At 74.9% G+C, this 25,151-nt stretch carries 22 protein-coding genes; 8 read left to right on the top strand and 14 right to left on the bottom strand.

Annotated elements, in window-relative coordinates; translation table 11 throughout:
- Positions 1-2 precede the first annotated feature (2 nt).
- From ACGFIA_RS23665 to ACGFIA_RS23675, 3 genes are read left to right on the top strand one after another with little or no spacing between them, the layout of a single operon-like run.
- The gene (locus tag ACGFIA_RS23665; protein ID WP_393262092.1) at positions 3-2,411 is read left to right on the top strand and encodes a beta-glucosidase; all 2,409 of its coding nucleotides are present in this window, start codon (positions 3-5) and stop codon (positions 2,409-2,411) included.
- Complete coding sequence (locus ACGFIA_RS23670) at positions 2,408-3,421, top strand: LacI family DNA-binding transcriptional regulator (RefSeq protein WP_357387311.1); 1,014 nt, start codon at positions 2,408-2,410, stop codon at positions 3,419-3,421. Before ACGFIA_RS23665 ends, ACGFIA_RS23670 begins: the two co-directional genes overlap by 4 nt.
- Positions 3,418-5,595 carry a glycoside hydrolase N-terminal domain-containing protein gene (locus ACGFIA_RS23675; RefSeq protein WP_393262095.1) on the top strand — a complete coding sequence of 726 codons (2,178 nt, stop codon included), beginning with the start codon at positions 3,418-3,420 and terminating at the stop codon, positions 5,593-5,595. Before ACGFIA_RS23670 ends, ACGFIA_RS23675 begins: the two co-directional genes overlap by 4 nt.
- Here ACGFIA_RS23675 and ACGFIA_RS23680 read toward each other — a convergent pair.
- The 4 genes from ACGFIA_RS23680 to ACGFIA_RS23695 are packed head-to-tail and all read right to left on the bottom strand — an operon-like array spanning position 5,592 to position 9,008.
- Positions 5,592-6,101, bottom strand: coding sequence for an NUDIX domain-containing protein (locus tag ACGFIA_RS23680; RefSeq protein ID WP_357387307.1), 510 nt, complete (start codon positions 6,099-6,101; stop codon positions 5,592-5,594). The genes ACGFIA_RS23675 and ACGFIA_RS23680 overlap by 4 nt on opposite strands.
- Before the next feature lie 10 nt (positions 6,102-6,111).
- Positions 6,112-6,987, bottom strand: coding sequence for an SDR family NAD(P)-dependent oxidoreductase (locus ACGFIA_RS23685; RefSeq protein WP_393262098.1), 876 nt, complete (start codon positions 6,985-6,987; stop codon positions 6,112-6,114).
- On the bottom strand, positions 6,984-8,291 hold the full coding sequence (locus ACGFIA_RS23690; RefSeq protein WP_357387303.1) for an NAD(P)-binding domain-containing protein: 1,308 nt from the start codon (positions 8,289-8,291) through the stop codon (positions 6,984-6,986). Before ACGFIA_RS23690 ends, ACGFIA_RS23685 begins: the two co-directional genes overlap by 4 nt.
- 54 nt (positions 8,292-8,345) lie before the next feature.
- Positions 8,346-9,008 (bottom strand): TetR/AcrR family transcriptional regulator, encoded by a 663-nt coding sequence (locus ACGFIA_RS23695; protein ID WP_393262101.1) that lies wholly within the window; start codon positions 9,006-9,008, stop codon positions 8,346-8,348.
- 73 nt (positions 9,009-9,081) lie between these two features.
- Between ACGFIA_RS23695 and ACGFIA_RS23700 the strand changes: the two genes are divergently transcribed.
- The 3 genes from ACGFIA_RS23700 to ACGFIA_RS23710 are packed head-to-tail and all read left to right on the top strand — an operon-like array spanning position 9,082 to position 12,269.
- The gene (locus ACGFIA_RS23700) at positions 9,082-10,434 is read left to right on the top strand and encodes an MFS transporter (RefSeq protein ID WP_357387299.1); all 1,353 of its coding nucleotides are present in this window, start codon (positions 9,082-9,084) and stop codon (positions 10,432-10,434) included.
- Between the two features lie 12 nt (positions 10,435-10,446).
- Positions 10,447-11,619 carry a hypothetical protein gene (locus ACGFIA_RS23705; protein WP_393262105.1) on the top strand — a complete coding sequence of 391 codons (1,173 nt, stop codon included), beginning with the start codon at positions 10,447-10,449 and terminating at the stop codon, positions 11,617-11,619.
- A gap of 59 nt (positions 11,620-11,678) precedes the next feature.
- On the top strand, positions 11,679-12,269 hold the full coding sequence (locus ACGFIA_RS23710) for a pyridoxamine 5'-phosphate oxidase family protein (RefSeq protein WP_357384640.1): 591 nt from the start codon (positions 11,679-11,681) through the stop codon (positions 12,267-12,269).
- A 6-nt stretch (positions 12,270-12,275) separates the two neighbouring features.
- On the opposite strand, the gene ACGFIA_RS23715 is transcribed toward ACGFIA_RS23710, so the two are convergent.
- Positions 12,276-13,757 carry a peptide MFS transporter gene (locus tag ACGFIA_RS23715; RefSeq protein WP_357384638.1) on the bottom strand — a complete coding sequence of 494 codons (1,482 nt, stop codon included), beginning with the start codon at positions 13,755-13,757 and terminating at the stop codon, positions 12,276-12,278.
- 226 nt (positions 13,758-13,983) lie between these two features.
- Here ACGFIA_RS23715 and ACGFIA_RS23720 point away from each other — a divergent pair, with 226 nt between their 5' ends.
- Positions 13,984-14,325: an RNA polymerase-binding protein RbpA gene (locus ACGFIA_RS23720; RefSeq protein ID WP_007070998.1), complete on the top strand. Its 342-nt coding sequence runs from the start codon at positions 13,984-13,986 to the stop codon at positions 14,323-14,325.
- A 64-nt stretch (positions 14,326-14,389) separates the two neighbouring features.
- On the opposite strand, the gene ACGFIA_RS23725 is transcribed toward ACGFIA_RS23720, so the two are convergent.
- From ACGFIA_RS23725 to lnt, 3 genes are read right to left on the bottom strand one after another with little or no spacing between them, the layout of a single operon-like run.
- Positions 14,390-14,911: an FxsA family protein gene (locus tag ACGFIA_RS23725; protein ID WP_393262109.1), complete on the bottom strand. Its 522-nt coding sequence runs from the start codon at positions 14,909-14,911 to the stop codon at positions 14,390-14,392.
- Positions 14,912-14,964: 53 nt separating this feature from the next.
- Entirely contained in the window at positions 14,965-15,756 is a 792-nt protein-coding gene (locus ACGFIA_RS23730; RefSeq protein ID WP_357384634.1) for a polyprenol monophosphomannose synthase, read from the bottom strand.
- Between the two features lie 22 nt (positions 15,757-15,778).
- A complete protein-coding gene (lnt, locus tag ACGFIA_RS23735; RefSeq protein WP_393262282.1) occupies positions 15,779-17,374 on the bottom strand; it encodes an apolipoprotein N-acyltransferase in 1,596 nt (531 codons plus the stop codon).
- 119 nt (positions 17,375-17,493) lie between these two features.
- Between lnt and ACGFIA_RS23740 the strand changes: the two genes are divergently transcribed.
- Complete coding sequence (locus ACGFIA_RS23740; RefSeq protein ID WP_357384630.1) at positions 17,494-18,036, top strand: helix-turn-helix domain-containing protein; 543 nt, start codon at positions 17,494-17,496, stop codon at positions 18,034-18,036.
- A gap of 394 nt (positions 18,037-18,430) precedes the next feature.
- Here ACGFIA_RS23740 and ACGFIA_RS23745 read toward each other — a convergent pair whose 3' ends face one another.
- The 6 genes from ACGFIA_RS23745 to ACGFIA_RS23770 are packed head-to-tail and all read right to left on the bottom strand — an operon-like array spanning position 18,431 to position 25,135.
- Positions 18,431-19,780 (bottom strand): glutamate mutase L, encoded by a 1,350-nt coding sequence (locus ACGFIA_RS23745; protein WP_393262113.1) that lies wholly within the window; start codon positions 19,778-19,780, stop codon positions 18,431-18,433.
- Entirely contained in the window at positions 19,777-20,169 is a 393-nt protein-coding gene (locus ACGFIA_RS23750) for a hotdog domain-containing protein (RefSeq protein ID WP_357384626.1), read from the bottom strand. The genes ACGFIA_RS23745 and ACGFIA_RS23750 overlap by 4 nt, the downstream gene beginning before the upstream one ends.
- Positions 20,169-20,921, bottom strand: a complete 753-nt coding sequence (locus ACGFIA_RS23755; RefSeq protein ID WP_357384624.1) for an OAM dimerization domain-containing protein — start codon at positions 20,919-20,921, stop codon at positions 20,169-20,171. Before ACGFIA_RS23755 ends, ACGFIA_RS23750 begins: the two co-directional genes overlap by 1 nt.
- The gene (locus ACGFIA_RS23760; RefSeq protein ID WP_393262117.1) at positions 20,918-22,501 is read right to left on the bottom strand and encodes a lysine 5,6-aminomutase subunit alpha; all 1,584 of its coding nucleotides are present in this window, start codon (positions 22,499-22,501) and stop codon (positions 20,918-20,920) included. Before ACGFIA_RS23760 ends, ACGFIA_RS23755 begins: the two co-directional genes overlap by 4 nt.
- Complete coding sequence (locus tag ACGFIA_RS23765; RefSeq protein ID WP_357384620.1) at positions 22,498-24,069, bottom strand: amidohydrolase family protein; 1,572 nt, start codon at positions 24,067-24,069, stop codon at positions 22,498-22,500. The genes ACGFIA_RS23760 and ACGFIA_RS23765 overlap by 4 nt, the downstream gene beginning before the upstream one ends.
- 4 nt (positions 24,070-24,073) lie before the next feature.
- Positions 24,074-25,135, bottom strand: a complete 1,062-nt coding sequence (locus ACGFIA_RS23770; protein WP_357384618.1) for a zinc-binding alcohol dehydrogenase — start codon at positions 25,133-25,135, stop codon at positions 24,074-24,076.
- Positions 25,136-25,151 lie beyond the last annotated feature (16 nt).

Raw genomic sequence — 25,151 nt, forward strand, 5'->3', positions numbered from 1 at the left:
CCATGACCGACCCCGCCCCCCACCGTCTCGACGACCTGCTGGCCCGGCTCACGCTGCCGGAGAAGCTCGGCCTGCTGCACCAGTGGCAGGCGCCGGTGCCCCGGCTCGGCCTGCGCCCGTTCCGCACCGGCACCGAAGCGCTGCACGGCGTCGCGTGGCTCGGCACCGCCACCGTCTTCCCCCAGGCGATCGGCCTGGCCGCGAGCTGGAACCCGGACCTCATCCGGGCGGTCGGCGCCGCCGTCGGCGACGAGGTGCGGGTCAAGCACCGGGCCGACCCGGACCGCGTCGGGCTCAACGTGTGGGCGCCGGTGGTCAACCCGCTGCGCGACCCCCGCTGGGGACGCAACGAGGAGGGCTGGTCCGAGGACCCGTGGCTGACCGGCCGGCTCGCCACCGCGTACGGCCTCGGGTTGCGCGGCGACCACCCGATCCGGCTGCGTACCGCGCCGACCCTCAAGCACTTCCTCGGCTACAACAACGAGACCGACAGGGCCACCACCTCCAGCGACCTGCCGCCGCGGGTACTGCACGAGTACGAGCTGCCCGCCTTCCGCGCCCCCCTCGCCGCCGGCGCGGCGGTGGCGGTGATGGCGTCGTACAACCTGGTCGACGGCGTACCGGCGCACCTGAGCCCGCTGATCGAGGGCGAGCTGCGCGGCTACGCCGACGACGACATCATGGCGGTCGGCGACGCCGGAGCCGTCGGCAACATCGCCGGAGTGCAGGAGTACCTGCCCGACCACGTAGCGGGCTTCGCCGCCGCGCTGCGCGCCGGCATCGACAGCTTCACCGAGGACGACGAGGACAACGCCCCCACAGTGGACCGGCTCGGCCAGGCGCTGGCACGCGGTCTGATCGAGCCCGCCCACGTGGACCGGGCGGTGCGCCGGATCCTGTCCGTGCGGCTGCGCCTGGGCGACCTGGACCCCGACCCCCACGACGACGTGCCGCCCGACACGCTCGACAGCCTCGCCCACCGGGAACTCGCCCGCGAGGCCGCCCGCCAGTCGGTGGTGCTGCTGCGCAACGACGGCCTGCTGCCGCTGCGCCCCGGCACCCGGGTCGCGGTGCTCGGCCCGCTCGCCGACACCGTGCTCACCGACTGGTACAGCGGCACCCCGCCGTACGCGATCAGCGCCTACGCCGGGCTGCTCGGGCGTCTGCCCGAGGTGACCACCCACCCCGGCACGGACCGGATCACGCTGCACGCCGGCGACCGGGCGGTACGCCACGACGAGGGTGGCGCGCTGACGCTCGGCGGCACGGCGGCCGAGTTCGACGTGGTCGACTGGGGACAGGACGTGGTGGCGCTGCGCGCCGTGGACACCGGCCGGTACGTCGGCGCCGACGACGCCGGGGCGCTCGTCGCCGACCGCGACGGACCCGGTGGCTGGGTGGTCCGCGAGACGTTCCGCCTGCACCACCGGCCCGACGGCACCGCGCTGCTGCACCACCTGGCCACCGGCCGGCACGTCGCCGTCGACCCGCACGGACGGCTGAGCGTCGCCACCGGCGACCCGGCCGCGTTCACGGTGACGCTGCTCGCGGACGGGGCCGCAGCCGCCGCCGCGCTCGCCGCCGCAGCCGACGTGGCGGTGGTGGTGCTCGGCAACCATCCGATGGTCAACGGCCGGGAGACCGAGGACCGCGCCGACCTGGCGCTGCCCACCGGTCAGGCGGAGCTGCTGCGGGCGGTGCACGCCGCGAACCCGCGTACCGTGCTGGCGCTGACCAGCAGCTACCCGTACGCGGCCGGCTGGGCGCAGGAGCACCTGCCGGCCGTGCTGTGGAGCGCCCACGGCGGTCAGGAACACGGCAACGGGCTCGCCGACGTGCTGCTCGGCGCCGCCGACCCGGGCGGGCGGCTCACCCAGACCTGGTACGCCGACGCCGCCGAACTGCCCGACCTGCTCGACTACGACGTCATCGGCGCCGACGCCACGTACCTCTACCACCGGGGCGACCCGCTGTACCCGTTCGGCCACGGGCTCAGCTACGCCGAGTTCGACTACGCTGACCTCCGATTGAGCACCGCCACGGCGCGCGCCGGCGAGGAGGTGGAGGTGAGCGTCGAGGTCACCAACACGGGCCGCCGCCCGGGCACCGAGGTCGTGCAGCTCTACACCCGGCAGCGCCACTCCCGGGTCAAGCAGCCGCTGCGGCAGCTGCGCGACTTCGCCCGCGTCACGCTGGATCCGGGCTGCGCCACCCGGGTGACGCTGCGCGTGCGTACCGCCGACCTGGCCTGGTGGGACGAGACGCGCGCCGCGATGGTGGTGGAGGACGCCGTCCACTCGGTGCTGGTCGGCCGGTCCGCGCGCGACATCCGGCTCGTCGGCGCGCTCACCGTGACCGGCGGCGACGCGACAGCCGAACCGGCGGGGGCCAGCTTCGGGGCGGCCCGGTGACCGGCCGGAGCCCCGGTGAGCAGGTCACCATCGCCGACGTGGCCCGCCACGCCGGGGTGGCCGCCAGCACCGTGTCGTACGTGCTCAGCGGCAAACGCACCATCTCGGCCACCACCCGCGGCCGGGTGCTCGCCAGCGTCCGCGCGCTCGGCTACCACCCGCACGCCGGGGCCCGCGCGCTGGCCAGCCGCAAGGCCAACGTGATCGCGCTGGTGCTGCCGCTGCGTACCGGCATGCAGGTGCCGGTGGTGATGCGCTTCGCCACCGCGGTGGTCACCACGGCCCGCCGCCACGACCACGACGTGCTGCTGGTCACCGCCGACGAGGGACCGGCCGGGCTGCACCGGATCGCCGGCAGCGCGCTCGTCGACGGCGTGCTGCTGATGGACGTCGAGCTGGAGGACTCCCGGGTGCCGCTGCTGCGCGAGCTGGCGCTACCCGGCGTCCTGATCGGGCATCCCGCCGACAGCACCGGGCTGGCCTGCGTGGACCTCGACTTCCGGCGCGCGGGCGAGCTGTGCGTGGAACACCTGGCCGCCGCCGGGCACCGGCGGATCGCGCTGCTCGGCGCCCCGGCGGCCGTCTACGACCGGGGCACCGGGTTCGCCCACCGCACCCGTGCCGGGGTACGCGCCGCGGCCGAGCGGCTCGGCGTCGACGCGGTGACCCGGCCCTGCGAGGAGGGGCCGGCCGCGGTACGCCGCGACCTGGAGGCGCTGCTCGCCGACCATCCGGACGTCACCGGGCTGGTGGTGCAGAACGAGTCGGCGGTCGGGCCGGTGCTCGCCACGCTGCCGCTGCTGGGCCGCCGGGTGCCCGGGGACACCTCGGTCGTCGCGATCTGCCCGGACGAGCTGGCCGAGCAATCAGGGCTCACCTGCGTACCGGTGCCCGCCGAGGAGGTCGGCCGGCAGGCGGTGGCGTTGCTGATGCGGCGGCTGAGCGGCGAGCCGGTGCCGGAGGTGACGCTGCTGGAACCGCACCTCACAGTGCGGGACACCAGCAGGTGACCGCGCACGGCATCCACGACACCGCGCCGGCCGCCGACTGGACCGACGCGTTCCTCACCGGCAACGGTGAGCTGGGGCTGATGGTCCACGGGCTGCCGCACGCGGAGCGGATCGTGGTCAACCACCACCGGCTCGTCCTGCCCAACGGCAGCCGGCACGCCCGCGCGCCCGAGCTGGCCGGCCGGATGCCGCACATCCGCGCGCTCGTGCTCGCCGGGCGGCGGGCCGAGGCCGCCCGGCTGCTCACCGGCGGCCGGGAGCTGGAGTGGACCCAGTCGTTCCACCCCGGGTACGCGCTCACCGTCGACGCCGTGCCCGGACCGGTACGCGACTACCGGCGCGACACCGACTTCACCACCGGGCAGGTGACAGTCGAGTGGTCGGGCAGGCGGCGGCGCTGCTTCGCCTCCCGCGCCGACGGCGTCGCCGTGCTCCACCTCGACCAGGGCGACTGCGTGGTGGGGGCGACGGGTGAACTGCCCGGCCGGCCGACCGACGTGGTCTACGAGCACGCTGCGTACCGCCGTGACGGGCTGGTGTTCCTGCGGGTACGCGCCCGCTACCCGGACGCCGGCGGCGCGTACGGTTTCGAGGGGCTGACGCTGCTGCGCGGCGACGTGAGCGTCGACGGCGACCGGGTGCGGGTACGCGGACCGGCGCTGCTCACCACGCTCGTGGACCGGCCCGACGCGCCGCCCTGGCGTACCCGGGGATCGGAACGGCGGCTCGCCGCGCTGGCCGGGGACTACGACGCGCTGCTGGCCCGGCACGTGCCCCGCCACGCCGGACCGTACACCCGGGTCGGCCTGGACCTCGGCGTGCCCGCCGCCGACCGGGCGTTACCAGTCGGTGAGTTGCTGGCCCGGCAGGCCGCCGCGCCGGACCGGCTGGACCCGGCGCTGCTGGAACGGCTGTTCCACTCCGGCCGGTACCTGCTGTTCAGCGCCAGCGGGGTGCTGCCGCCCCGGCTGACCGGGCTGTGGCTGGGCTCCTGGGACGCGGCGTGGGCCGGCGACTTCACCACCGACGCGAACCTGAACCTGCAACTCGCGGGCGCGAACGTGGGCGCGTTGCCGGAGGTGAGCGCCGCGCACGCCCGGCTGGTCGCCGCCCAGGTGGACCACTGGCGCGCGAACGCCCGCGCCGTGTACGGGGCACGCGGGCTGCTGGCGCCCAGCCGCACCGACGGCGAGCACGGGCACCTGTTCCACGTCCACCCGGACTGGCCGTTCACCGCGTGGCTCGCGGGCGCGGACTGGCTGCTGCATCCGCTGCACGAACACCACCTGGTCACCGGTGAGCCGCTGGGCGAGGTGGCCGGCTGGCTGGCCGAGGTGGCGGACTTCTTCGCCGACGTGCTGACCGTCGTGGACGGCCGGCCGGCGCTGGTGCCGTCGTACTCGCCGGAGACCGGCCCCTACGACGACGCCGGCCGCGTCGCGCCCGTCGCCGTCAACGCCACCATGGACGTCGCCGCCGCCCGGCACGCGCTGCGGCTGGCCGCCGAGGTGACCGGCGACGACAGGTGGGCCGGGGTACGGCCGCCCGGCTACCTGGTCGACGGGCGCGGCGCACTGGCCGAGTGGGCGTGGCCCGGCAGTGCCGGCGACGAGGACCACAGGCACGTCAGCCACCTGTATCCGGTGTGGCCGCTGGACGAGATCGATCCGGACGACACCCCGGAGCTGGCCGCCGCCGCGCACCGGGCGCTGACCTTACGCGGAGACGAGGACCGGTCCGCGCACGGCAGCCTGCACCGGGCCCTGGCGGCGGCACGGCTGCGCGACGGCGGGCTGGTAGCGGCGAACGTGCGCGAGATCCTCGGCGCGGACATGCTCTTCCGGTCGCTGATGAGCGCGCACAACCCGGGCCGGACCACGTACAACGCCGACGCCGCGCACGCGCTGCCGGCGGTGCTGATCGAGTCGCTGGTGCGGTCCCGTCCGGGGATGCTGCGGTTGCTGCCCGCGCCGCTGCCGGACCTGCCCGCCGGGACGCTACGCGGGATCACCTGCCGGGGCCGGGTCACCGTCGAGGAGCTGACCTGGGCGCCGGGCCGGGTCCGGGCGCGGCTGGTGTCGCCGGTTCCGCAGCGCGTGACCGTGTACGGCCCGAGCGGCCGTCACACGGTCGATCTGGTTCCGGACCGGGCTTACGAGGTGGTGTTCGGCTAGATGTTGTCGGGCTGGCGCAGCGCCGGGTGGCGCTGCCCCGGCGCGGCGTACCAGGGCGGCGCGTCGTCGGTGAGCGCGGTGCCGATCCGCAGCCGGGACCAGTCGTCCAGGTCGGGCAGCGCGTCCGGGGCGAACCAGGCCACCGCCAGCGACTCGTCGCCGTCGGCCGTCGGCGCCCCGCCGACCGCACGGCAGCGGAACCAGATGTTGAGGTATTCGCAGGCGTCGCCGTTGGGGTAGACCACCGGGTGGGTGGCCACGCCGGCGAGCCGGTCGATGGCCACCCGCACGCCCGTCTCCTCGCGGACCTCGCGCACCAGCGCGTCGGCGGGCTGCTCACCCGGGTCCACGGTGCCGGCCGGGACCGACCAGCGGCCGTTGTCGCAGCGGCGGGCCAGCAGCACCCGTCCCGCGTCGTCGGTGACCACGCCGCTGACGCCGTACAGCATCAGCAGGTCGTGGCCGACGTGCCGGCGCAGCCGGGCGATGTAGGGCGAGACGGCCATGACGAGCACGCTACCGGCGGTCCTGCCGGTGCCGCCGGACCATCCCCTCGGCCAGCGTCGCGCCGTCCAGGTCACCGGCGGCCAGCCGCCCGGCGACGGTACGGCGCACCATCCGGTCGGCCAGCGCCGGAGCGTGCCGGGCCAGCGCCAGTTCGATCCGGCCGCGCCGGGTGGTGGCCACGTCGCGTGGCGCGCGCCCGGCGGTGGCGGCGCGCAGGATCGCCGCGACGACCCCCTCGACCGGCTCCGGGCGGGAGACCCCGTTCAGCGACAGCCCGGCCGCCACAGTGCTGTCGTGGATCGGGGAGGCGACCATGCTGGGGTAGACGACGCTGACGCCGACGTGCGTGCCGACCTCGTGGCGCAGCGCGTCGGCGTACGCGACGAGCGCCCGCTTGCTCACCCCGTACGCGGCGGCCAGCGGCAGCGGCAGGACTGCCATCCGGCTGGCCACGAAGATCACCCGGCCGCGGGCGGCCTCCAGGGCCGGCATCGCGGCGGCTGTGGTCCGCCAGGCGGCGAGCAGGTTCACCTCGATCTGGCGACGTACCACCTCGTCGGGTGGCAGCTCGGCGGGCGCGGGCCCGCCCACACCGGCGTTGTTGATGAGCAGGTCGAGCCCGCCGAGCCGGTCGACGGCCGCCGCCACGGCCGGTGGCGTCGCGGCCGGATCGGTCAGGTCGACGCCGAGCACCGGCGGGGTGGCGTCGGGGTCGGCGTGCAGGTCAAGCCCGACCACGTGGGCGCCGGCGGCGGTCAGTGCCGCGCCCAGGTGCTGCCCGAACGTGCCCCGGGCGCCGGTGACGAGCACCCGCCGCCCGGCCAGCCCGCGCACCGCGCCGGTTCCGGTCCGCCGCGCCCCGGCGGCCGGGTCCCGGCCGCTCATCGGGCCGCTCCGGCGCGACGCCGACCGGCGGCCAGTTCCCGGCCCAGCTCGGCCAGGTAGACGTCGAAGTCGACGCGCATGTGCGGGCGGCGCTGGCCCCACCGGGCGGTGGCGGCGCGCAGCTCGTCGCGGCAGGCGGCGGCCTGGCGGGCCGGATCCGGTGGCGCCCAGGTGCCGGCCAGGCGCGCGGCCACCAGCCGGGCCTGCGCCTCGACCAGGGGGAACGCCGCGCCGGTGGACTGCATGAGCCCGACGAACGCCAGCCCGGGGGCGTCCAGGTGGAACACGTGCCGGTACAGCGGCAGCCGGTCCGCGCCGTCGCCGAGCAGCGCCGGGTCGAGGAACGGCACCTCGACCCGGTAGCCGGTGCACCAGATCACCAGGTCGACCTCGTCGTGGCGGCCGTCGGTGAACTCGGCCCGGTGGCCGTCGAGGCGGGCGATGCCGGGCCGGGCCTGGATGTCGCCGTGGGTCAGCCGGGACAGCAGCGCGTCGGACAGCGTCGGGTGGTCCTGGAGGAAGCCGTGCGCCGGTGCGGGCAGCCCGTACCTGCTGGGCGGACCGACCGCCGTGGTGATCATGGTCTGGCTGATCCGCTGCCGCAGCCGCCACGGCAGCCGCCGGGCCAGTGCGCCGTTGAGCGTGTCCGAGGGGCGGCCGAGCAGGTACTTCGGCACCACCCACACGCCCCGGCGCAGCGACAGCAGTGTGCGTTCGGCGGCGTACGAGGCGTCGACGGCGATGTCCATGGCGGAGTTGCCGCCGCCGACCACGAGCACCCGGCGTCCGGCGAGCTGTTCGGGCCCCCGGTAGTCGTGGCTGTGCATCTGCTCGGCGGTGCACTCGCCCGGGTACGGCTCGGGTCGCTTCGGCACCCGATTGTGCCCGTTGGCGACCACCACCGCCTCGACGTCGACCTCGACCGGGCCGTCCGGCCCGGTGGCACGTACCCGCCAGCCGTCTCCGGTGCGGGTGACCCGGTCGACTGTGTGCCGCAGCCGTACCGCCTCGCGCAGCCCGAACCGGTCGGCGTAGTCGCCGAGGTAGCCCGCGATCCGGGTGTGGTCGGGGTAGTCCGGCCAGTCGGCGGGCATCGGGTGGTCGGCGAACTCGGTACGCCCCTTGCTGGTGTTCAGGTGCAGCGTGCGGTACGCGGGCGAGCCGGGCGACCCGTACACCCAGAGGCCGCCGAGCGTGTCCGCGGCCTCGAACGCCACCGCCGGGACACCCGCGTCGGCGAGCGCCTTGAGCGTGGCCAGTCCGGCGGCCCCGGCGCCGACGACAGCGACCCTCGGTGTGGCCATGCCCGCCTCCTTAATCCAACGACCGATGGATAATCTCCGGAGCGCGGGCCGGCGTCAAGCCCGGGTGCCGTCCGGGCCGCCCTGGTACAGCGCGTCGAGGAACCGGTGCACGAACGCCCGGAACTCGCGCCGCTCCCGCGCGCCGGACCCGGCCCCGGCGGCCAGCGCCACCACGTGCCCGTGCACCGCCCAGACCAGGGACCGCACCGTCACGTGCGGGGTCGGCTCGGTCAGCGCGCCCGCCTCGGCCGCGGCCAGCAGCAGCTCCTCGACCAGCCCGTACAGCGGCGCGGCGTAGCGGCGGTCCAGTTCGCCGTGCCGCTGCGGCTCCAGCCAGCGGCGCAGCCACAGCGCGGTGGTCTCCGGCCGGTCCTCCAGGAAGTCGACGAACACGTCCACCAGGTCGTGCAGCGCCCGCAGCGCGTCCTGCGGGCCCGCTGCCAGGGCCGCCCGGGCGCGCTCCCCGGCCGCCTCGATCACCTCCCGTTCGGCGCTGAACACCCGGGCGAAGCAGGCGTCGTAGAGCTGCGCCTTGGTGCCGGTGTGGTGCGCGACGGTGGCCGCGTCCACGCCCGCGGCGGCGGCGACGTCGCGGACGCTCACCGCGTCGAAGCCCCGCTCGGCGAACAACGCGGTGGCGGCGGCGAGCACCAGGTCACGGGTCGGCCGCTGGTCGTCGCGGCGGGGCCGGCCCGGACGGCGGCGAGGCGTGGTCATCCGGCCATTGTTCCCCCTACAATCCAGCAACCGTTGGATTGGGGCCGGCGTGCCCCGAGGACAGGAGACCGCCATGACCGGGCTGGATCAGCGCTCCGACGCGGTCACCCTGCCGCGCGGCCCGCTCGTCGGGTTCGCCACCGGCTCGCTCGGCATGGGCGTCTGGGTCACCGTGCCCGGCCTGCTGCTGCTCTACTTCCTGACCGACGTGCTGGCGGTCGCGCCGTGGCTCGCCGGGCTCACCCTGCTGCTGCCGAAGATCGCCGACGTGCTGCTGCACCCGTGGATCGGGCACCGCTGCGACGTCGAGCAGGCCCGCCGGGGACACCGGCGCCGGCTGCTGCTGGCCGGCTGCGTGCTGCCGCTGGCGTTCGCCGCGCTGTTCGCGGTGCCCGGCGGCCTCACCGGCGCCGCCGCCGCGGGCTGGGTGGCGGTCTTCTTCGTCGCCGGCAACCTGCTGTTCGCCGCCTACCAGGTGCCCTACCTGGCGACCCCGGCGGACCTGCGGATCGGCTACCACGAGCGGACCCGGCTGATGGCGTTCCGGATGGTGGTGCTGACCCTCGGCATCCTCGTCTCCGGGCTCCTCGCGCCGCTGCTGGCCGGTGGCGACGACGCCACCCGGGACGGGTACCTGCTGATGGGCGTGGTGCTGGCGGCCGGGATGCTCGCCGCGATGCTGGTGGGCGTCGCCGGGATCGGCCGGTTGCGCCGTACCGCCGCCGACGCGGTCCCGCCGCACGGCCCGGGCGGGTGGCGGGCACTGGCCGCGAGCCTGCGGGACCGGCAGTTCCGCTGGCTGGTCGGCGCGTACCTGGCCATGTCCACCACCACCCACCTGGTGCTCGCCGGGGTGCCCTACTACGCCGAGTACGAGCTGGGCCGCCCCGGCCTCACCACGGTGCTGGTGGCCGCGTTCGTCGCGCCGGCACTGCTGGTCACCCCGGGCTGGCTGGCGGTGGCGCGGCGGATCGGCAAGCAACGTGCCCTGCTCGCCGGGCAGGCCGCGTTCGCCGCCGGGTCGCTGGTGCTGGCGATCGGCCGTCCGGCCGGGCTGCCGGTGCTGGTGGCCGCCGTGGCGGTGCTCGGGGTGGCGTTCGCCGGCATGCAGCTGCTGCCGTTCTCGATGCTGCCCGACGTGATCCGCGCGGCCGGCGGCACCGAGCGGGCCGGCACGTACACCGGGGTGTGGACCGCCACCGAGGCCACCGGCGCGGCGCTGGGCCCCTACGCGTACGCGTTGTGCCTTGCCGCCGGCGGGTTCGTGGCCTCGACCGCCGGGCAGAGCGTGACCCAGTCCCCGGCCGCGCTGGACGCGCTGCGCTACGGCTTCGGGCTGCTGCCCGCCGTCGTGATGGTGGTGGCGGTGCTGCTGCAACGCCGCTACACCCTCGACGGCGCGGCCCGCGCGGACGCCGCCGGATAGACTTCGCCCCCGATGGACGCCGAGCCCGCCACCGACATCCGACCCTGTGCCCACTGCGGACGCGACGTGCCGCAACGTGTCGGCGCGGGCCGTCCGTTCCGCTACTGCCGGGACAACGACGGCGCCTGCCAGCGGGCCGCCCGCAACTCGCGGATGCGCCACCGCAACTCCCCCGGCCTGCCCGGTCAGGTGGCGCGCACCTGGGAGGCGGTGGACCGGCTCGACCAGATCGTGGAGACGCTCACCGAGGCGCTGCACGCCGAACTGTCCCCGGCCGGTGTGGAACGGCAGCTCGCCGAACTGCGCGCGGAGACCGCCACGCAGGTGGCCGCCGCGCACGCCGAACGCGACGAGGCCCGCCGGGAGGCCGAGGACGCCAGCGCGGCTGCGGCCCGCGACCGGCAGCAGGCCCGCGCCGCGTACGCCGAACGCGACACCGCCGCCGAACGCGCCGAGCGGGCGGAGGCCACGGCCTCGGCGGCGGCCGAGCGGGCCGCCGCGGCCGAGGACGCCCGCGACGCCGCCCGCGCCGAGGCGGGCGCGGCGCAGGCCCTGCGGGTGCAGGCCGAACGCGACCGCGACGCGGCCCGGCACGAACTGCGCACGGTACGCACCGAACGCGACGCCGAACGCCGCCGCGCGGGCGAGCTGACCGCCGAGCGGGACGCCGCCCGCGCCGACGCCGAGCGGGCCACCCGATCCGCCGCCGAGGCCCTGGACCGGGCCGAACAGTCCCGCGCCGAGGCCGACCGGGCCCGCGCCGAGGCGCAGGCCGCCCAGGGCCGGGCCGCCGAGGCGGACCGTTCCGCCCGGGCCGCGACCGAGCGGGCCGACGCGCAGGCCGCCGCCGCACAGCAGGCCCGGGCCGAGCGGGACCGCGCCGACACTGCGCTGGAACGCGTCCGCGCCGAGGCTTCCGCCGCCGTCGAGCGAGCCCGCGCCGAGACGGCCGGCGCGGTGGAGCAGGCCGCCGCCCGTACCGCCGAGCGGGACGCGCTGGCAGCGGAGCTGGCCGAGGCGCGGCGGGCCGCGAGCGCCGCCGAGGCCCGGGCGGCCGACCTGGCCGCGCGGACGGCGACGATCGAGGCGGACCGGGACGCCGCGCAGCGCCGGGCCGGGCAGCTCGCCGACCAGGTGAGCGATCTGGCGACGGCGCTGGCGCGGCTCGGCACGCGTACCGGCTGAGCGGCCACGGGCTGGGAACGGGGCAGCGCCGCACCCGGCCCGGCGGCGAGGATCAGGGCATGGGAAAGACGTACGAGCGCATCGACGGCCGGCTGCGGGACTTCGTCGAGGCGCAGCCGATGTTCTTCGTGGCCACCGCCCCGCTGTCAGGTGACGGCACCGTCAACCTGTCTCCGAAGGGGCTGCGCGGCTGCTTCGCGGTGCTCGACGAGCACACCGTGGCGTACCTCGACTTCGCCGGCAGCAACGCCGAGACCATCGCCCACCTGCGGGAGAACGGCCGCATCACGCTGATGTGGTGCGCGTTCGCCGGCCCGCCGAACATCGTGCGGGTGCACGGGCGCGGCGAGCCGGTGTTCCGCGACGACCCGCGCTGGCCCGACCTGCTAACCCACTTCCCCGACATCGACCCCGGCCCGCACGGCCTGCGGGCGATCATCGTGGTGCACGCCGAGCTGATCCGCGACACGTGCGGTTACGCGGTGCCGTTCATGACCTACGACGCCGACCGGGACCTGCACGAGCGCCGGTTCGCCCGGGAGGACGACACGTCGCTGAGCGCGTACTTCGCCGGCAAGGACCACGTGGCCACCAGCATCGACGGGCTGCCCGGGCTGCCGTTGCCGCTGCCACCGACCCCGGCGGTGTGAGCCCGGTCAGTGGATGCCGGCCATCAGGTGCCGGATCTGGCGGGTGAACATCACCGCGGCCAGGCCCAGCACCACCGAGGCCAGCCCGAAGGTCAGGAAGTACACCGGCTGGGACCAGGTGCCGGCCAGTCGCGCCACCTGACCGCCGATGGCGTCACCGACCGCGGTGGCCAGGAACCACAGGCCCAGCATCTGGCTGGCGTACTTGACCGGGGCGAGTTTCGTGGTGGCGGACAGGCCGACCGGGCTCAGCGACAGCTCACCGGCGACCTGGATCGCGTACACCGCGACCAGCCACAGCGGTGAGACCAGGTCGCCACCGACTGCTGCCCGCGCGGCGGCGGCCATCAGCACGAACGACAGGCCGTTGAGCACCAGGCCGACGGCGAACTTCGTGGGCGTGGACACCCGGTGGCCGAGTTTGAGCCACAGCGCGGCGGCCAGCGGCGCGCCGATGATGATCAGGATCGGGTTCACCGACTGCAGCCAGGACGCCGGGAACGTGAACCCGCCCACCGACCGGTCGGTCTGGTCGGCGGCGAAGATGTTCAGCACCGACCCGGCCTGGTCGTAGATGAGCCAGAACGCGGCGGCGAACAGGAACAGCCACACGTACGCCTTCATCCGGCTGCGTTCGGTGGCGCTGATCTCCCGGTCGGTGAGGATCCGCGCGAAGTAGCCGACCGTCACCAGCACCGTCACCACGGTCAGCAGGTTGACCACCGTGTCGACGGTGAACCAGCCGGCCAGCAGCAGCACCAGCAGCACGGCGAGCAGCACGACGCTCGCCACGCCGACGCGGGTCAGCGCGCGCCGCCGGTCCGCGCCGAGCAGCGGGTCCGCCGGGCGGGCACCCGCGTCGCCCAGGTTGCGGCGGCCGAGCACGTACTGGAGCACACCGAAGGTCATGCCGACCGCCGCGGCGCCGAACCCCAGATGCCAGTTGATCTTCTCGCCCAGGAAGCCGGTGATCAGCGGGGCGATGAACGCGCCCAGGTTGATGCCCATGTAGAAGATGGAGAACCCGGCGTCGCGGCGCGGCGAGTCCCGCTCGTACAGGTCGCCGACCATGGTGGAGATGTTCGGCTTGAGCAGGCCGGTGCCGGCCACGATCAGCGCCATGCCGGCGAACACGCTCCACCCGGTCGGGATCGCCATCACGTAGTGGCCGGCGGCGATCACCACGCCGCCCCAGAGCACGCTGCGGCGCGCGCCGATCAGCCGGTCGGCGACCCAGCCGCCGGGCAGCGCCATCAGGTAGACCATGGCGTTGTAGGTGCCGTACACGGCGTTGGCGCTGGACTCGCCGAGGTCCAGGCCGCCGTCGGCGACCGCGGCGGTCAGGTACAGCACCAGGATCGCCCGCATGCCGTAGAAGCTGAACCGCTCCCACATCTCGGTGAGGAAGAGCGTGGACAGCGCGCGGGGATGACCGAAGAAGGTCTTCCCGGCGGGCGGTCGGGCCCCGACCGGCGCGTCACTGCTCATCGTCACCTCCGGCACGCAAACAGGTGGGTAACATCCCCGTTGGCAGGCGAAACACTCCACCGATTCGGCCCGGCCGGGGACGACCCCGCCGGGCAGCTGTCATGGCCGGTTACCCTTGACACTCCCGACCCGCGTACGGCCCTGCCGCCGTGGCCCCGGGGAATGGGCGAGCGGTCACCGGCCGTTACACCCGAAGACCAGCACCACGAACGAGGGGAAGTCGATCATGGGCGAGCGCATGCTGCGCGGTAGCCGGCTGGGCGCGGTCAGCTACGAGTCCGACCGCAACACGGAGCTCGCGCCACGCCAGACCCGCGAGTACCTCTGCGCCAAGGGCCACCAGTTCGAGGTGCCGTTCGCCGTCGACGCCGAGGTCCCCACGACCTGGGAGTGCAAGTTCGACGGCAGCGTCGCCCGCCTGGTCGACGGCACCGAGCCGGAGCAGAAGAAGGCCAAGCCGCCGCGTACCCACTGGGACATGTTGCTGGAGCGGCGCTCGATCGCCGAGCTGGAGGACATCCTCGCCGAACGGCTCCAGGAGGTCCGTACCCGCCGCGGTCGTGCCTGACCGTCCGTAACGCGCGGAAACGCCCCCGGGATCACCCGGGGGCGTTTCGCTGTCTCCACGCGCCTCAGCGGTCGACGATCTCACCCTCGATGGCCTTGCCCGGGTCGGTGACCGGCTGCGGCGACGAGGCCGGGGCGGGCTCCGGGGCCGACTGCGGCGCACCCCGGTACACACGCACCCGGCGCGGCCCGAACAGGTCACCGGCGACCATCGACGACACCCGCCGCTCGGTGGCCCGGCGCACCCCGCCGCCGGCCAGCCGGCGCAGCGGCGGCACCAGCAACAGCAGCCCCACCACGCCGCTGAACAGGCCCGGCAGCGCCAGCAGCAACGCACCCAGCAGGCCGACCAGCCCGTCGGTCACCTCGGGGCCCGGCGGCCGGCCGGCCTGAGCCGCGGCGCGGAAGCCGCGCCACGCCCGCATGCCCTCGCGGCGCAGCAGCACCAGGCCCAGCAGGGACGCCCCGAACACCAGCAGCACCGCCACGCCGAACCCGACGGCCCGGCCGACCAGCACGAAAACGGTCAGCTCCAGCAACGCGAGCAGCAGCAGGGCCGGTGGTACGAACTTCAGTCCTCGGCGCATCTCACCTCATCCGACCGGGGTCATCACGCCCGTCAAGCATGACACGCCCTCGCTCAAGGCCAGCGCGCGAGCGCATCCGGGCGCGACGGCGTGGCCGCCAGGCGGTCCCGCACGCCCCAACGGGTGACCCGCCACAGCGCCTCCGCCACGATCAGCGGGCTCATCTTGCTGTCGCCGTGTTCCCGCTCGGCGAACGTGATCGGCACCTCCACGATCCGCACCCCGGCCCGGTGCGCCAGCCGCGACAGCTCCACCTGGAACGCGTACCCCTGGGACCGCACCGAGTCCAGGTCGATCGCGTCCAGCGCGCTGGACCGGTACACCCGGTAGCCGCCGGTGGCGTCGCTGACCGGCATGCCCAGCGCCAGCCGCGCGTACAGGTTGCCGACCCGGGACAGCAGCAGCCGCCGCCACGGCCAGTTCAGCACCCGCGCGCCACGCGTCCACCGGGAGCCGATCACCACGTCGGCGTCGCGGGCGGCGTGCAGCAGCGCCGGCAGGTCCTCCGGGGCGTGCGAGCCGTCGGCGTCCATCTCCACCACCGCGTCGTAGCCGCGTGCGCGCGCCCAGGCGAACCCGGCCAGGTAGGCCGCGCCGAGCCCTTCCTTGCCGGCCCGGTGCAGCACGTGCACCCGCGGGTCGCCGCCGGCGATCCTGTCGGCGATCGCGCCGGTGCCGTCGGGGCTGTTGTCGTCGGCGACGAGGACGTCCACCGCCGGCGCCGCCTCGCGTACCCGGGCGACGATGCGCCCGACGTTGCCGGCCTCGTTGTAGGTGGGGATGACCACCAGGACCCGTCCCACCCCGGGATGCCCGACCGTCCGCCTGTCGGCTGCCACGCCCACCGTCGCACCACCTCTCGTCGGCTCAGCCGGGAGCGACCTCCCGGCGCCGGCGCAGCACCGCCGCGCCGGCCAGGGCCGCGACCGCCAGCGCCGTCAGCGCCACCTCCGGCCACACTCCGGCCGTGGTCGCCGGGGTACGCCCGTCTCCGAGTTCCATCTGCCGCACCACCACAGCAGCGGTGTTGAACCCGGTCGCACCGTCTACCCGCCCGTCCGGGGAAACGAACCCGGACACCCCGACCGTGGAGGCCATCAACGCGGCCCGGCCGTGCTCCACGGCCCGCAGCCGCACCATCGCCAGCTGCTGGCGGGCCTCGGCCACGTCGAACGTGGCGTTGTTCGTCTGCACCACCAGCAGCTGCGCGCCGCCGGTGACCGTGTCGCGGACGATGCCGTCGTAGGCGACCTCGAAGCAGATCACGTCGCCGAGCACGGCCGGGCCGGTGTTCAGCACGCCGGGACGGTCACCGGCGACGAAGTCGGACCGGACCCGGTCGACCTGGGAACTGACCTTGCGGGCGATGGACCGCAACGGCACGTACTCGGCGAACGGCACCGGATGCCGCTTCGTGTACACCTGGTCCAGATCCGGGCCGGTTCCCGGCCGCCACAGCAGCCCCGCGTTGCGCACCTCACCCTGGCCGGGACCGACCAGCACCGCACCGACCAGGATCGGCGCGCCGATCGCGTCGGCCGCCCGGGAGATCCGCTCCCCCGCGCCCGGGTTGCGCAACGGGTCGATGTCGCTGGAGTTCTCCGGCCACACCACCACGTCGGGGCGGTCCTGCCCGCCCTCGGCGACCCGCCGCGCCAGCTCCAGCGTCGCGTCGACGTGGTTGTTCAGCACCGCCTGCCGCTGCGCGTTGAAGTCCAGCCCGAGGCGCGGCACGTTGCCCTGCACGATGGCGACGGTGACGGTGTCGCCCGCGCCGCGTACCCCTGTCGGCACGGCCGTGCCGGCGGCGAGCAGCGCCACCAGCGCGGCGGTGAGCCCGGCCACCGGCCGCCACTGCCCGGGCGCGCGCCGCCAGTCCCGCCACGCGGCGGTGACCAGCAGCCCACCGGCGACCGCGACGGCGAACGTGACCAGCGGGGCGCCGCCGAGCGCGGCCAGCTTCAACAGCGGCGAGGTGTCCTGGCTGAACGCCAGCCGCCCCCACGGGAACCCGCCGAACGGGGTGCGGTCACGCAGCGCCTCCTGCCCCACCCACAGCACACCGGTGAGCAGCGGCCACGCCGCCCGGTGCCGGTCGGCGAGCGGCGACACCCACGCGGCGGCGGCGCCCAGCAGCGCCAAATAGGCGGCCTGCAGCAGCGACAGCAGCGCCCACGGCAGGTAACCGGTGTGCAGGTTGGTCCACTCCAGCAGCGGCGCGAACAACGCCACCCCGGTCAGAAAGCCCAGCCCGGCGCCGGCGCGCAGCCGCCGCCGGTGCACCGCGGCGGCCAGCAACGCCACACCGACCGGCGCCAGGGGCCACCACCCGTACGGCGGGAACGCCAGCAGCAGCGCCACCCCGGCCAGCACGGCGGCCGGCACGGCGAGCGTCAGCGGCAGGGGACGCGTGCCGCCGTCACCGGGTGCCCCGTCGGTGGCACGCGGCTGTTCCCGGTCCAGCGTCGTCACCGGCACCTCCCCACGATCACGGGCCGAAGGCTACCCGCCCGGACCGTCGCGGGACCGAACCGGTGTGGGGCGTGCCACCGCCCGCGCGCGGACAGGCGACAATCGGGCGCATGCGGTTCGGTGTGCTCGGCGCGACCCAGGCGTACGCCGCCGACGGCAGCGTGCTGCCCGTCACCGGCGGGCGGCTGCGCGCGCTGCTGGTGCTGCTCCTGCTCGACGCCGGCCGCACCGTGGCGCCGCGGCGCCTCGTCGACGGCGTGTACGGCGACCGGCCGCCCGGGCAGGCCGCGAACGCGTTGCAGTCGCAGGTGTCGCGGCTGCGCCGGCTGCTGCCCGGCGTGCCCGTCGAGTTCGGCCCGGCCGGCTACCGGCTGGCGATCGATCCGCAGCGGGTCGACGTGCACCGGTTCACCGGCCTGGCCGGGGCCGGGCGGGCCGCGCTGGCCGCCGGTGATCCGGCCGGCGCGGCGGCGCTGCTGCGCGACGCGCTGGCCCTTCGGCAACCCGGGCCTGGGCGGGGACACATGGCCGGCCCGGCACGCGCTGGAACTGGCGATCGCCTGGCCGCTGGCGCTGATCGCGGTGGCCGCCCCGGCTGCGGTGCGCCGCTACCGGCGGCTGGGCCGCTGACACGGGGGACATCGGGGGGATGAAATCGGGGCGCGGCCGAAGCCGCGCCCCGATGCTCCCAGGCCCTTCCCGGCCGGTGGGGCGAAGACGATCGGCGCCGACCTTCGGACCGACCCGACGTGGACTGGCTGCCCCCGCCTGGCCGTTGTCTACTGGCCGTGCCTCTCACCCTGCCCGTACACCGGTAACCGCGGCCGGTTCGCGCCGCCCCGCCGACCCCCGCCCGCTGGACCTGGCCGCCGCAACCTTCCGGTCGCTCGGCCAGCGGACGAAGGGACGAAGCGAACAACAGCCGCTTCCCGTGGTAGGACTCAAAGACGGTACGGCGTAGACCCCCGCCGCTGTCAACCCACCCGGGCCTGTCGTGTGTTGCGACACGGCGTGTCGCGTCGGCGCGTCTCGATTCCCGAGCCCGGTTCAGGCGCCCAGGTGGTGCCGCAGCACCGCCGCCGCCGCACCCGGATGATCGTCGGTGAGCAGCCCCGCGGCGGCCAGCACGTAGTCCACGTCGACGACCGGCCGCGCCGCCCGCGGCAACGCCCACCCGCCGGCATGGTCGGTGAGCACCGCGTCGAGCACCGCCGCCGCGTCACCCGGATCGGCGTGCCGCAGCACCCCACCGGAGCCGACGAGCAGCTTCACCTCCCGCAGGTCCCGCCCGGCCCGCTCCCCCGTCGCCGCACCCCGCGCGTGCCGCCGCAACGCCACGGTCGCGGCCAGCGCGGCGATACGCCGGTCCACGGCCCGCTCGCCGTCACCGGCGGGCAGGAACCCCGGGTCGGCGGCCCGGACCGCCGCCGCTGCCACCAGCTCCGCCTCGTCGGCCGGGTCGAGCAGCCGCTCCTCGACCGCCGCGCGCACCACACCCGGCGCGCTCCACCGCATGCCCAGGTCCCCCTCGACGGTGCGGGCCCGCCACAGCGTCCCGGCGACCTCCTGACTCGGGCCGCTGTCCCGCTCGTCGGGGGTGAGCACCGAGTACACGTCGGTGGTCGCCCCACCCACGTCCACCACCGCGAGGTCACCGCCGAGCGTGCCGGCGAGGACCTCCACGCCGGTGAGCACCGCGTCCGGGGTGGCGGCGCGGACCAGCCGCGCGAACCGCGTACCCCGGGACAGCTTCTTGCCGCCGATGACGTGCCGCAGGAACGCCTCCCGGATCGCCGCCCGCGCCGGCGCCGGCTCCAGCACCCCGATGCGCGGCAGCACGTTGCCCGCCGCCGTCACCGGCACCCCCGCGCCCGCCAGCAGCGCGCACAGCTCGTCCCGCACGTCGGCGTTGCCCGCCAGGACCACCGGCACCCGGAAACGGGCCCTCGCCAGCCGCGTCGCGTTGTGGGTGACCGTCTCGGCGTCCCCGCCGTCGGTGCCACCCACAAGCAGCACCACGTCCGGGCGGGCCGCCCGCAACGCCGCCACGTCCGCGCCCGACATCCGGCCCGCCGCCACGTGCACCACGTTCGCGCCCGCCGACAGACCGACCCGCCGGCCCGCCTGAGCGGTGACGAGGGGCTCGTAACCCACGACCGCGAGGCGCAGCCCACCCCCGGCCGACGAACACACGTACCAGGGCACCTCAGCGACCCCGGCCGACGCGGTGGCCGCGCCGACCGCGGCGTCCAGGCCGTGCAGCACATCGGTGCCCACCGTGGTGGGCGCCGACGCCGCCGCGACCAGCCGGCCGCCGTCGAGGTCCACCACCGCGGCCTTCGTGTACGTCGACCCGACGTCGGCGCAGACGACGACCGGCCCGCTCCTCGCGCTCACGCCGACGCTGGCACGACCACCGTGCCGGTCGCGGTGACCGCCACGATCGGCTCGTCGAGCACCTCGGCGGCCGACTCGCCCCTGTCCGGGCGGCCCCGGCACACCACAGTCGCGGCGAAGTCGATGGTGCGGCTACGCGTGCCCACCCGGGTCACCGTCGCCGTCACCTCCAGCACGTCACCGGCCTTCATCGGCGCCCGGAACTGCACATCGGCGTACGACGCGAACAACCCCTCGTCACCGTCGGTGCGGATGCACACCTCGGTCGCCACGTCACCGAACAACCCCAGCGCGTACGCCCCGTCGACCAGGTTGCCCGCGTAGTGGGCGTGGGAGTACGGCACATACCGGCGGTGGACGACGGTCAGACCGACACGGGAATCGCTCATCAGGTGTTCGCCTTCCTGGAGGTGATCAGGGCATGCACGAGGTAACTGGCGACCTCACCCGGGGTGGTGCCACGGCCGAAGATCCGGTCCACGCCCAGCTCACCGGTCATCGTCTCGTCGAAGCGCGGCCCGCCGACGATCAGCAGCGGCCGGCGCCCGGCCGGCATCGCCTCCCGGAACGCCGCCGACATCTCCCGCGTGTTGTGCAGGTGCGCGTCGCGCTGCGTCACCACCTGCGACACCAGCACCGCGTCCGCCTTCTCCCGCCGGGCCGCCTCGACCAGCTCCGGCACACTCACCTGCGCGCCGAGGTTCGTGACCTTCAGCTCCCGGTAGTACTCCAGGCCCTTCTCGCCGGCGATGCCCTTGACGTTGAGGATCGCGTCGATGCCCACGGTGTGCGCGTCGGTGCCGATGCAGGCGCCCACCACCGACAGCTTGCGGCGCAGCCGCCGCTTCACCACCGCGTTGACCTCCTTGGCCGACAGCAGCGGATAGTCACGCTCCACCACCTGCACCTTCGCCAGGTCCACCAGGTGGTTCACCCGCCCGTACACCACGAAGAACGTGAACCCGTCGCCGATCGGCTTGGCGTGCACCAGCATCGCCGGGTCCATGCCCATCTTGTTTGCGAGCTGCACCGCCGCGCCCTCGGCCCGCTTGTCGTGCGGCACCGGCAACGTGAACGACACCTGCACCATGCCGTCACCTGTGGTGTCCCCGTACGGCCGCACGACCGTCTTCTCGCTCATGCCGCCGCTCCCCTCCCGCTCAACGCCGGCTGCTCCAGGATCTCCGTGGCCGGGTTGTAGTAGTCCGCCTCGTGCCGCGCCACCCCGTCCAGGCCCTTGCCCCGGTCCGCCGGCCGCTTCATGATCCCGAACGTGCCCTCGGCGATCGCCGTCAGCAACGACTGGTCCCCGATGCGCTCCAGCAGGTCCACCGCCTCACCGAGCACCCGGTGCGCCCGCGCCTGGATGAACCCGCCCGGCGCCGGCACGAAGTCCTCGTGCAACCCGCCCGCCGCGCCCAGCACGTACCGCACGTTCTGCAGGGCGATGTCCCGGTCCGACAGCCACGGCGTCACCACCGCCTCGGTCATCATCCCCACCAGCAGGATCCCCTGCCCGGTCATCGTGCCCACCAAATTGAAGAACCCGTCCAGCAGGTTGCCCCGGAACACGTCACCGGTCATGTGCTTCGTCGGCGGCATCCACTTCAACGGCGCGTCAGGGAACAACTCCCGCGCCAGCAACGCGTGCGCCAGCTCCAACCGGAACGACTCCGGCACATCCGGGTTGATCTCGAACGCGTGCCCCAGCCCCAGCTGCCAGTCCGCCAGCCCCGCCTCGTGCGCGAAGAACTCGTTGAGCAACTGCGACACCGTCACCGTGTGCGCCTCGTCCACCGCGTCCGCGGTGGTCAGGTAGTTGTCCTCACCGGTGTTGATGATGATCCCCGCCCGCGCGTGCACCTGCCGCGAGAACCGCTGGTCCACGAACGTACGGATCGGGTTGATGTCGCGGAACAGGATCCCGTACATCGAGTCGTTGAGCATCATGTCCAGCCGCTCCAGGCCGGCCAGCGTCGCCATCTCCGGCATGCACAGACCCGACGCGTAGTTCGTCAGCCGCACGTACCGGCCCAGCTCCCGCGACGTCTCATCCAGCGCCGCCCGCATCAACCGGAAGTTCTCCTGCGTCGCGTACGTGCCAGCGAACCCCTCCCGGGTCGCCCCCTCCGGCACGTAGTCCAGCAGCGACTGCCCCGTCGACCGGATCACCGCGATCACGTCAGCGCCCGCCCGCGCCGCCGCCTGCGCCTGCGGAATGTCCTCGTAGATGTCACCCGTCGCCACGATCAGATAGATCCACGGCCGCCGCGCCGGATCACCGAACCGCTTCACCAGCCGGTCCCGCTCCGCCCGCCGCCTGTCGATGCCGCGGATCCCCGCCGCCACCGCCTTACGCGACGCCCGCCGCGCAGCCGTCGCCGCCTTCCCCGACGGCTGCGCGAACCGCACCGACCCGGCCGCCGCCTTCTGCGCCAGCAACGTCACATCGGCGATGCCCTCACGCGCCAGCGCGTCGAACACCGGCGCCGCCACCCCGTGCCCCAGCCCCACATCGGCGACCACCGCGTCGACGAGGCGGTTCACCCACGGGATACCGTCCGGGTCCGCGCCGGACACCCCGGCCAGCCGCAGCACCGCCCGCTCCACCGACACCGTGGTGTGGCTGCGCGCCAGATCCACCACCGGCTGCCCCGCGCGACGCGCCAACTCCCGCGCCCGCGCCACCAGCGCCGGATCCAGCCCAAGCTTCCCTGTCACGAAGACCCTTCCTGATAGATCACGTCACCGCGCAACACAGTGGCCCGGCACACCGGCAGCGGCGTCGGATCGTCCGCCCCCCGCAACTCCGGATCCTCCGCCAGCACCACCGGCAAACCCCGCTCCACGCCCGCCGGGGTGTCCCACACCGCGAACGTCGCCGGGGCCCCCAACGCCAGCACACCCTCGTTGTCCAGGTGCACCGCCCGCCACCCGCCGCGCGTGTGCGCCGCGAACGCCGCCCGCACACTCATCCGCTGCGCCGGATTGTGATGCGCCGCCGCCGCCCGCACCGACCCCCACGGATCAAGCGGCGTCACCGGCGAATCCGACCCGAACGCCAACGCCACCCCGACGCCGTGCATCGCACCCATCGGATTCGACTCCAACGACCGCGCCAACCCCAGCCGCGACTCGTACATCCGGCCCGCGCCGCCCCACAACCTGTCGAACGCCGGCTGCATGGACGCCACGATCCCGAACTCCACGAACCCGGCGATCAACGCCTTGCTCATGATCTCCGCGTGCTCCACCCGGTGCCGGGCCGCCCGCAACCGGTCCACACCCAGCGACCGCGCCGCCAGACCGAACCCCTCCAGCACCGTCCCGATCGCCGCGTCCCCGATCGCGTGGAACCCGCCCTGCAACCCGTGCGCCGCACAGTCCAGCAGATGATCACGGACCTGCTCCGCCGACACGTACCCGTGCCCGCACGCCCCCGCCTCACCGTCCAGGTACGCCGCCGACACGTGCGCCGTCCGCGACCCCAGCGCCCCGTCGGCGAACAGGTCACCACCCGCGCCCACCGCACCCAGCTCCCGGGCCTTCGCCGCGCCCAGCAGCTCACCCCAGTACCCGTACACCTCCGGCACCCCGGCCCCCGAGATCGCCAGCAGCCCGGTGAAGTCCTCCTCGTCGGAGATGTCCGGCCCACCGCACTCGTGCACCGCCGCGATACCCAGCGACGCCGCGTGCGTCAACGCCCGCCGCTGCGCCGCCACCCGCTGCGCCCGCGTCACCGACCCGAACGCCGCCGCCCGCACCACGTGATGCGCGTCGCGCCGCAACCACCCCGACGCGTCGTACCCGGCCGCCGACACCACCTCCGGGCACGCCGCCAGCAACTCCGCCGACACCAACGCCGAATGGATTGACGCCTGCGACAGATACACCCGCCGCCCACCGGCCGCCCGACCCAGCGCCGCCGCACCCGGCAACACCGCATCCGCCCAGCCCGACTCGTCCCAGCCGTGCCCCAGCACCACCGCGTCACCCGGCAGCCCCGCCGCGAACGCCGACACCGCCTCCAGCAACTCACCAGCCGACCGCACCGCCGACAGATCCAGCCCCGACAACGCCAACCCGGTATCCGTCGCGTGCACGTGCGCGTCCACGAACGCCGGCGTCACCAGCGCACCACCCAGCTCCACCACCCGGTCCGCGCGCGGCGCCTCCGCGTCCGTACCCAACCAGGCGATCCGCCCGTCGCGCACCAGCAGCGCCGTCGCGCTCGGGTCGGCCGGACAGTGCAGCACTCCGCCGCGATACAGCGTCGAGGGGTTCGTCATGGTGTCAGTCTGCCGAAAGACGCGCCTCGAACAGGCCGCGCACCCCCGGCTCGGCCCGCAACAGATCCAGCGCCAGCGCCGCGTGCCCCGGCACGTACCCGTTGCCCACCAGCATCGTCACGTCCGCCGCCAGGCCCTCCGCGCCCAACGCCGCCGCCGCGAAACTCGTCGCCATCGAGAAGAAGATCACCGTACCGCCGTCCGCCGTGGCCAGCACCGCGCCGTGCTCACACCCCGGCACGTCCACGCACACCACAGTCACGTCCGCCGGCACACCCAGCGCCGTCGTCACCGCCGTCGACAACCCCACCGGATCCCGCGCGTCAGCCAGCGCCACCGCGTCGGCCAGCCCGGCCGCCGCCAGCGCCTCCCGCTCCGCTTCCACCGGAACCACCCCGACGGTACGGGCGGCACCCGCCCGCCGCGCCGCCGCGAGCGACAACGACCCGCTCTTGCCGGCACCGCCGATGACCGCCACCGACACCGGACGCGGATCACCCTCACGCGAGCGCCGCGCCACCTGCTCGGCCACCACCCGCGCCGTCAACGCCGGCGCCCCGCACACGTCCAGCACCGCCAGGGACAACTCCGGGTGCAGGTCCGGCGGCAGCACCGCCGCGATCGACCGGGCGAACAGGATCGCGTACCCCTCGCACGGCACCTGCTCGCTGCGCCCGTCCCACCGGGCCAGCCCGTCGGTGATCGTCAGCGGCGTCAACGTCAGCGACACGAGCGTCGCCACCCGGTCACCCGGCTTCAGCCCCAGCGGCGAGCGGCGGCCCGCCTCCTCGACGGTGCCGATCAGCATGCCGCCGGAACCGGTCACCGGGTTCTGCATCTTCCCCCGGGTCGACACGATCTCCAGCACCTCGGCGCGGACCTTGTCCCCGTCGCCGCCGTGCTTCTCCGCCAGCTGCCGGAAACTCGCCGCGTCCAGGTTCAGCCGCTCGACCCGGATCCGCACCTCGTTCGCCGCGATCCGCGGGTCGGGGTCCAGCCGCCAGGCCGCCTGCGGGAGCACCCCCGCCGGTTCCACTACTCGGTGCAGACCCACCGGTGACGTCACGCCGACCCCCTATGTC

This window comes from Micromonospora sp. NPDC049203 (genome assembly GCF_043197215.1).
In the GTDB taxonomy this organism is placed as follows: domain Bacteria; phylum Actinomycetota; class Actinomycetes; order Mycobacteriales; family Micromonosporaceae; genus Micromonospora.

Excerpts from the sequence above, each read along its gene's own strand:
- ACGFIA_RS23700 (WP_357387299.1), top strand. The coding sequence starts at position 9,082 with ATGACCGGGCTGGATCAGCGCTCCGACGCGGTCACCCTGCCGCGCGGC.
- ACGFIA_RS23690 (WP_357387303.1), bottom strand. The coding sequence starts at position 8,291 with ATGGCCACACCGAGGGTCGCTGTCGTCGGCGCCGGGGCCGCCGGACTG.
- ACGFIA_RS23715 (WP_357384638.1), bottom strand. The coding sequence starts at position 13,757 with ATGAGCAGTGACGCGCCGGTCGGGGCCCGACCGCCCGCCGGGAAGACC.
- ACGFIA_RS23765 (WP_357384620.1), bottom strand. The coding sequence starts at position 24,069 with ATGACGAACCCCTCGACGCTGTATCGCGGCGGAGTGCTGCACTGTCCG.
- ACGFIA_RS23680 (WP_357387307.1), bottom strand. The coding sequence starts at position 6,101 with ATGGCCGTCTCGCCCTACATCGCCCGGCTGCGCCGGCACGTCGGCCAC.
- ACGFIA_RS23695 (WP_393262101.1), bottom strand. The coding sequence starts at position 9,008 with ATGACCACGCCTCGCCGCCGTCCGGGCCGGCCCCGCCGCGACGACCAG.
- ACGFIA_RS23665 (WP_393262092.1), top strand. The coding sequence starts at position 3 with ATGACCGACCCCGCCCCCCACCGTCTCGACGACCTGCTGGCCCGGCTC.
- ACGFIA_RS23755 (WP_357384624.1), bottom strand. The coding sequence starts at position 20,921 with ATGAGCGAGAAGACGGTCGTGCGGCCGTACGGGGACACCACAGGTGAC.
- ACGFIA_RS23740 (WP_357384630.1), top strand. The coding sequence starts at position 17,494 with ATGCGGTTCGGTGTGCTCGGCGCGACCCAGGCGTACGCCGCCGACGGC.
- ACGFIA_RS23710 (WP_357384640.1), top strand. The coding sequence starts at position 11,679 with ATGGGAAAGACGTACGAGCGCATCGACGGCCGGCTGCGGGACTTCGTC.
- ACGFIA_RS23720 (WP_007070998.1), top strand. The coding sequence starts at position 13,984 with ATGGGCGAGCGCATGCTGCGCGGTAGCCGGCTGGGCGCGGTCAGCTAC.
- ACGFIA_RS23685 (WP_393262098.1), bottom strand. The coding sequence starts at position 6,987 with ATGAGCGGCCGGGACCCGGCCGCCGGGGCGCGGCGGACCGGAACCGGC.
- ACGFIA_RS23705 (WP_393262105.1), top strand. The coding sequence starts at position 10,447 with ATGGACGCCGAGCCCGCCACCGACATCCGACCCTGTGCCCACTGCGGA.
- ACGFIA_RS23750 (WP_357384626.1), bottom strand. The coding sequence starts at position 20,169 with ATGAGCGATTCCCGTGTCGGTCTGACCGTCGTCCACCGCCGGTATGTG.
- ACGFIA_RS23725 (WP_393262109.1), bottom strand. The coding sequence starts at position 14,911 with ATGCGCCGAGGACTGAAGTTCGTACCACCGGCCCTGCTGCTGCTCGCG.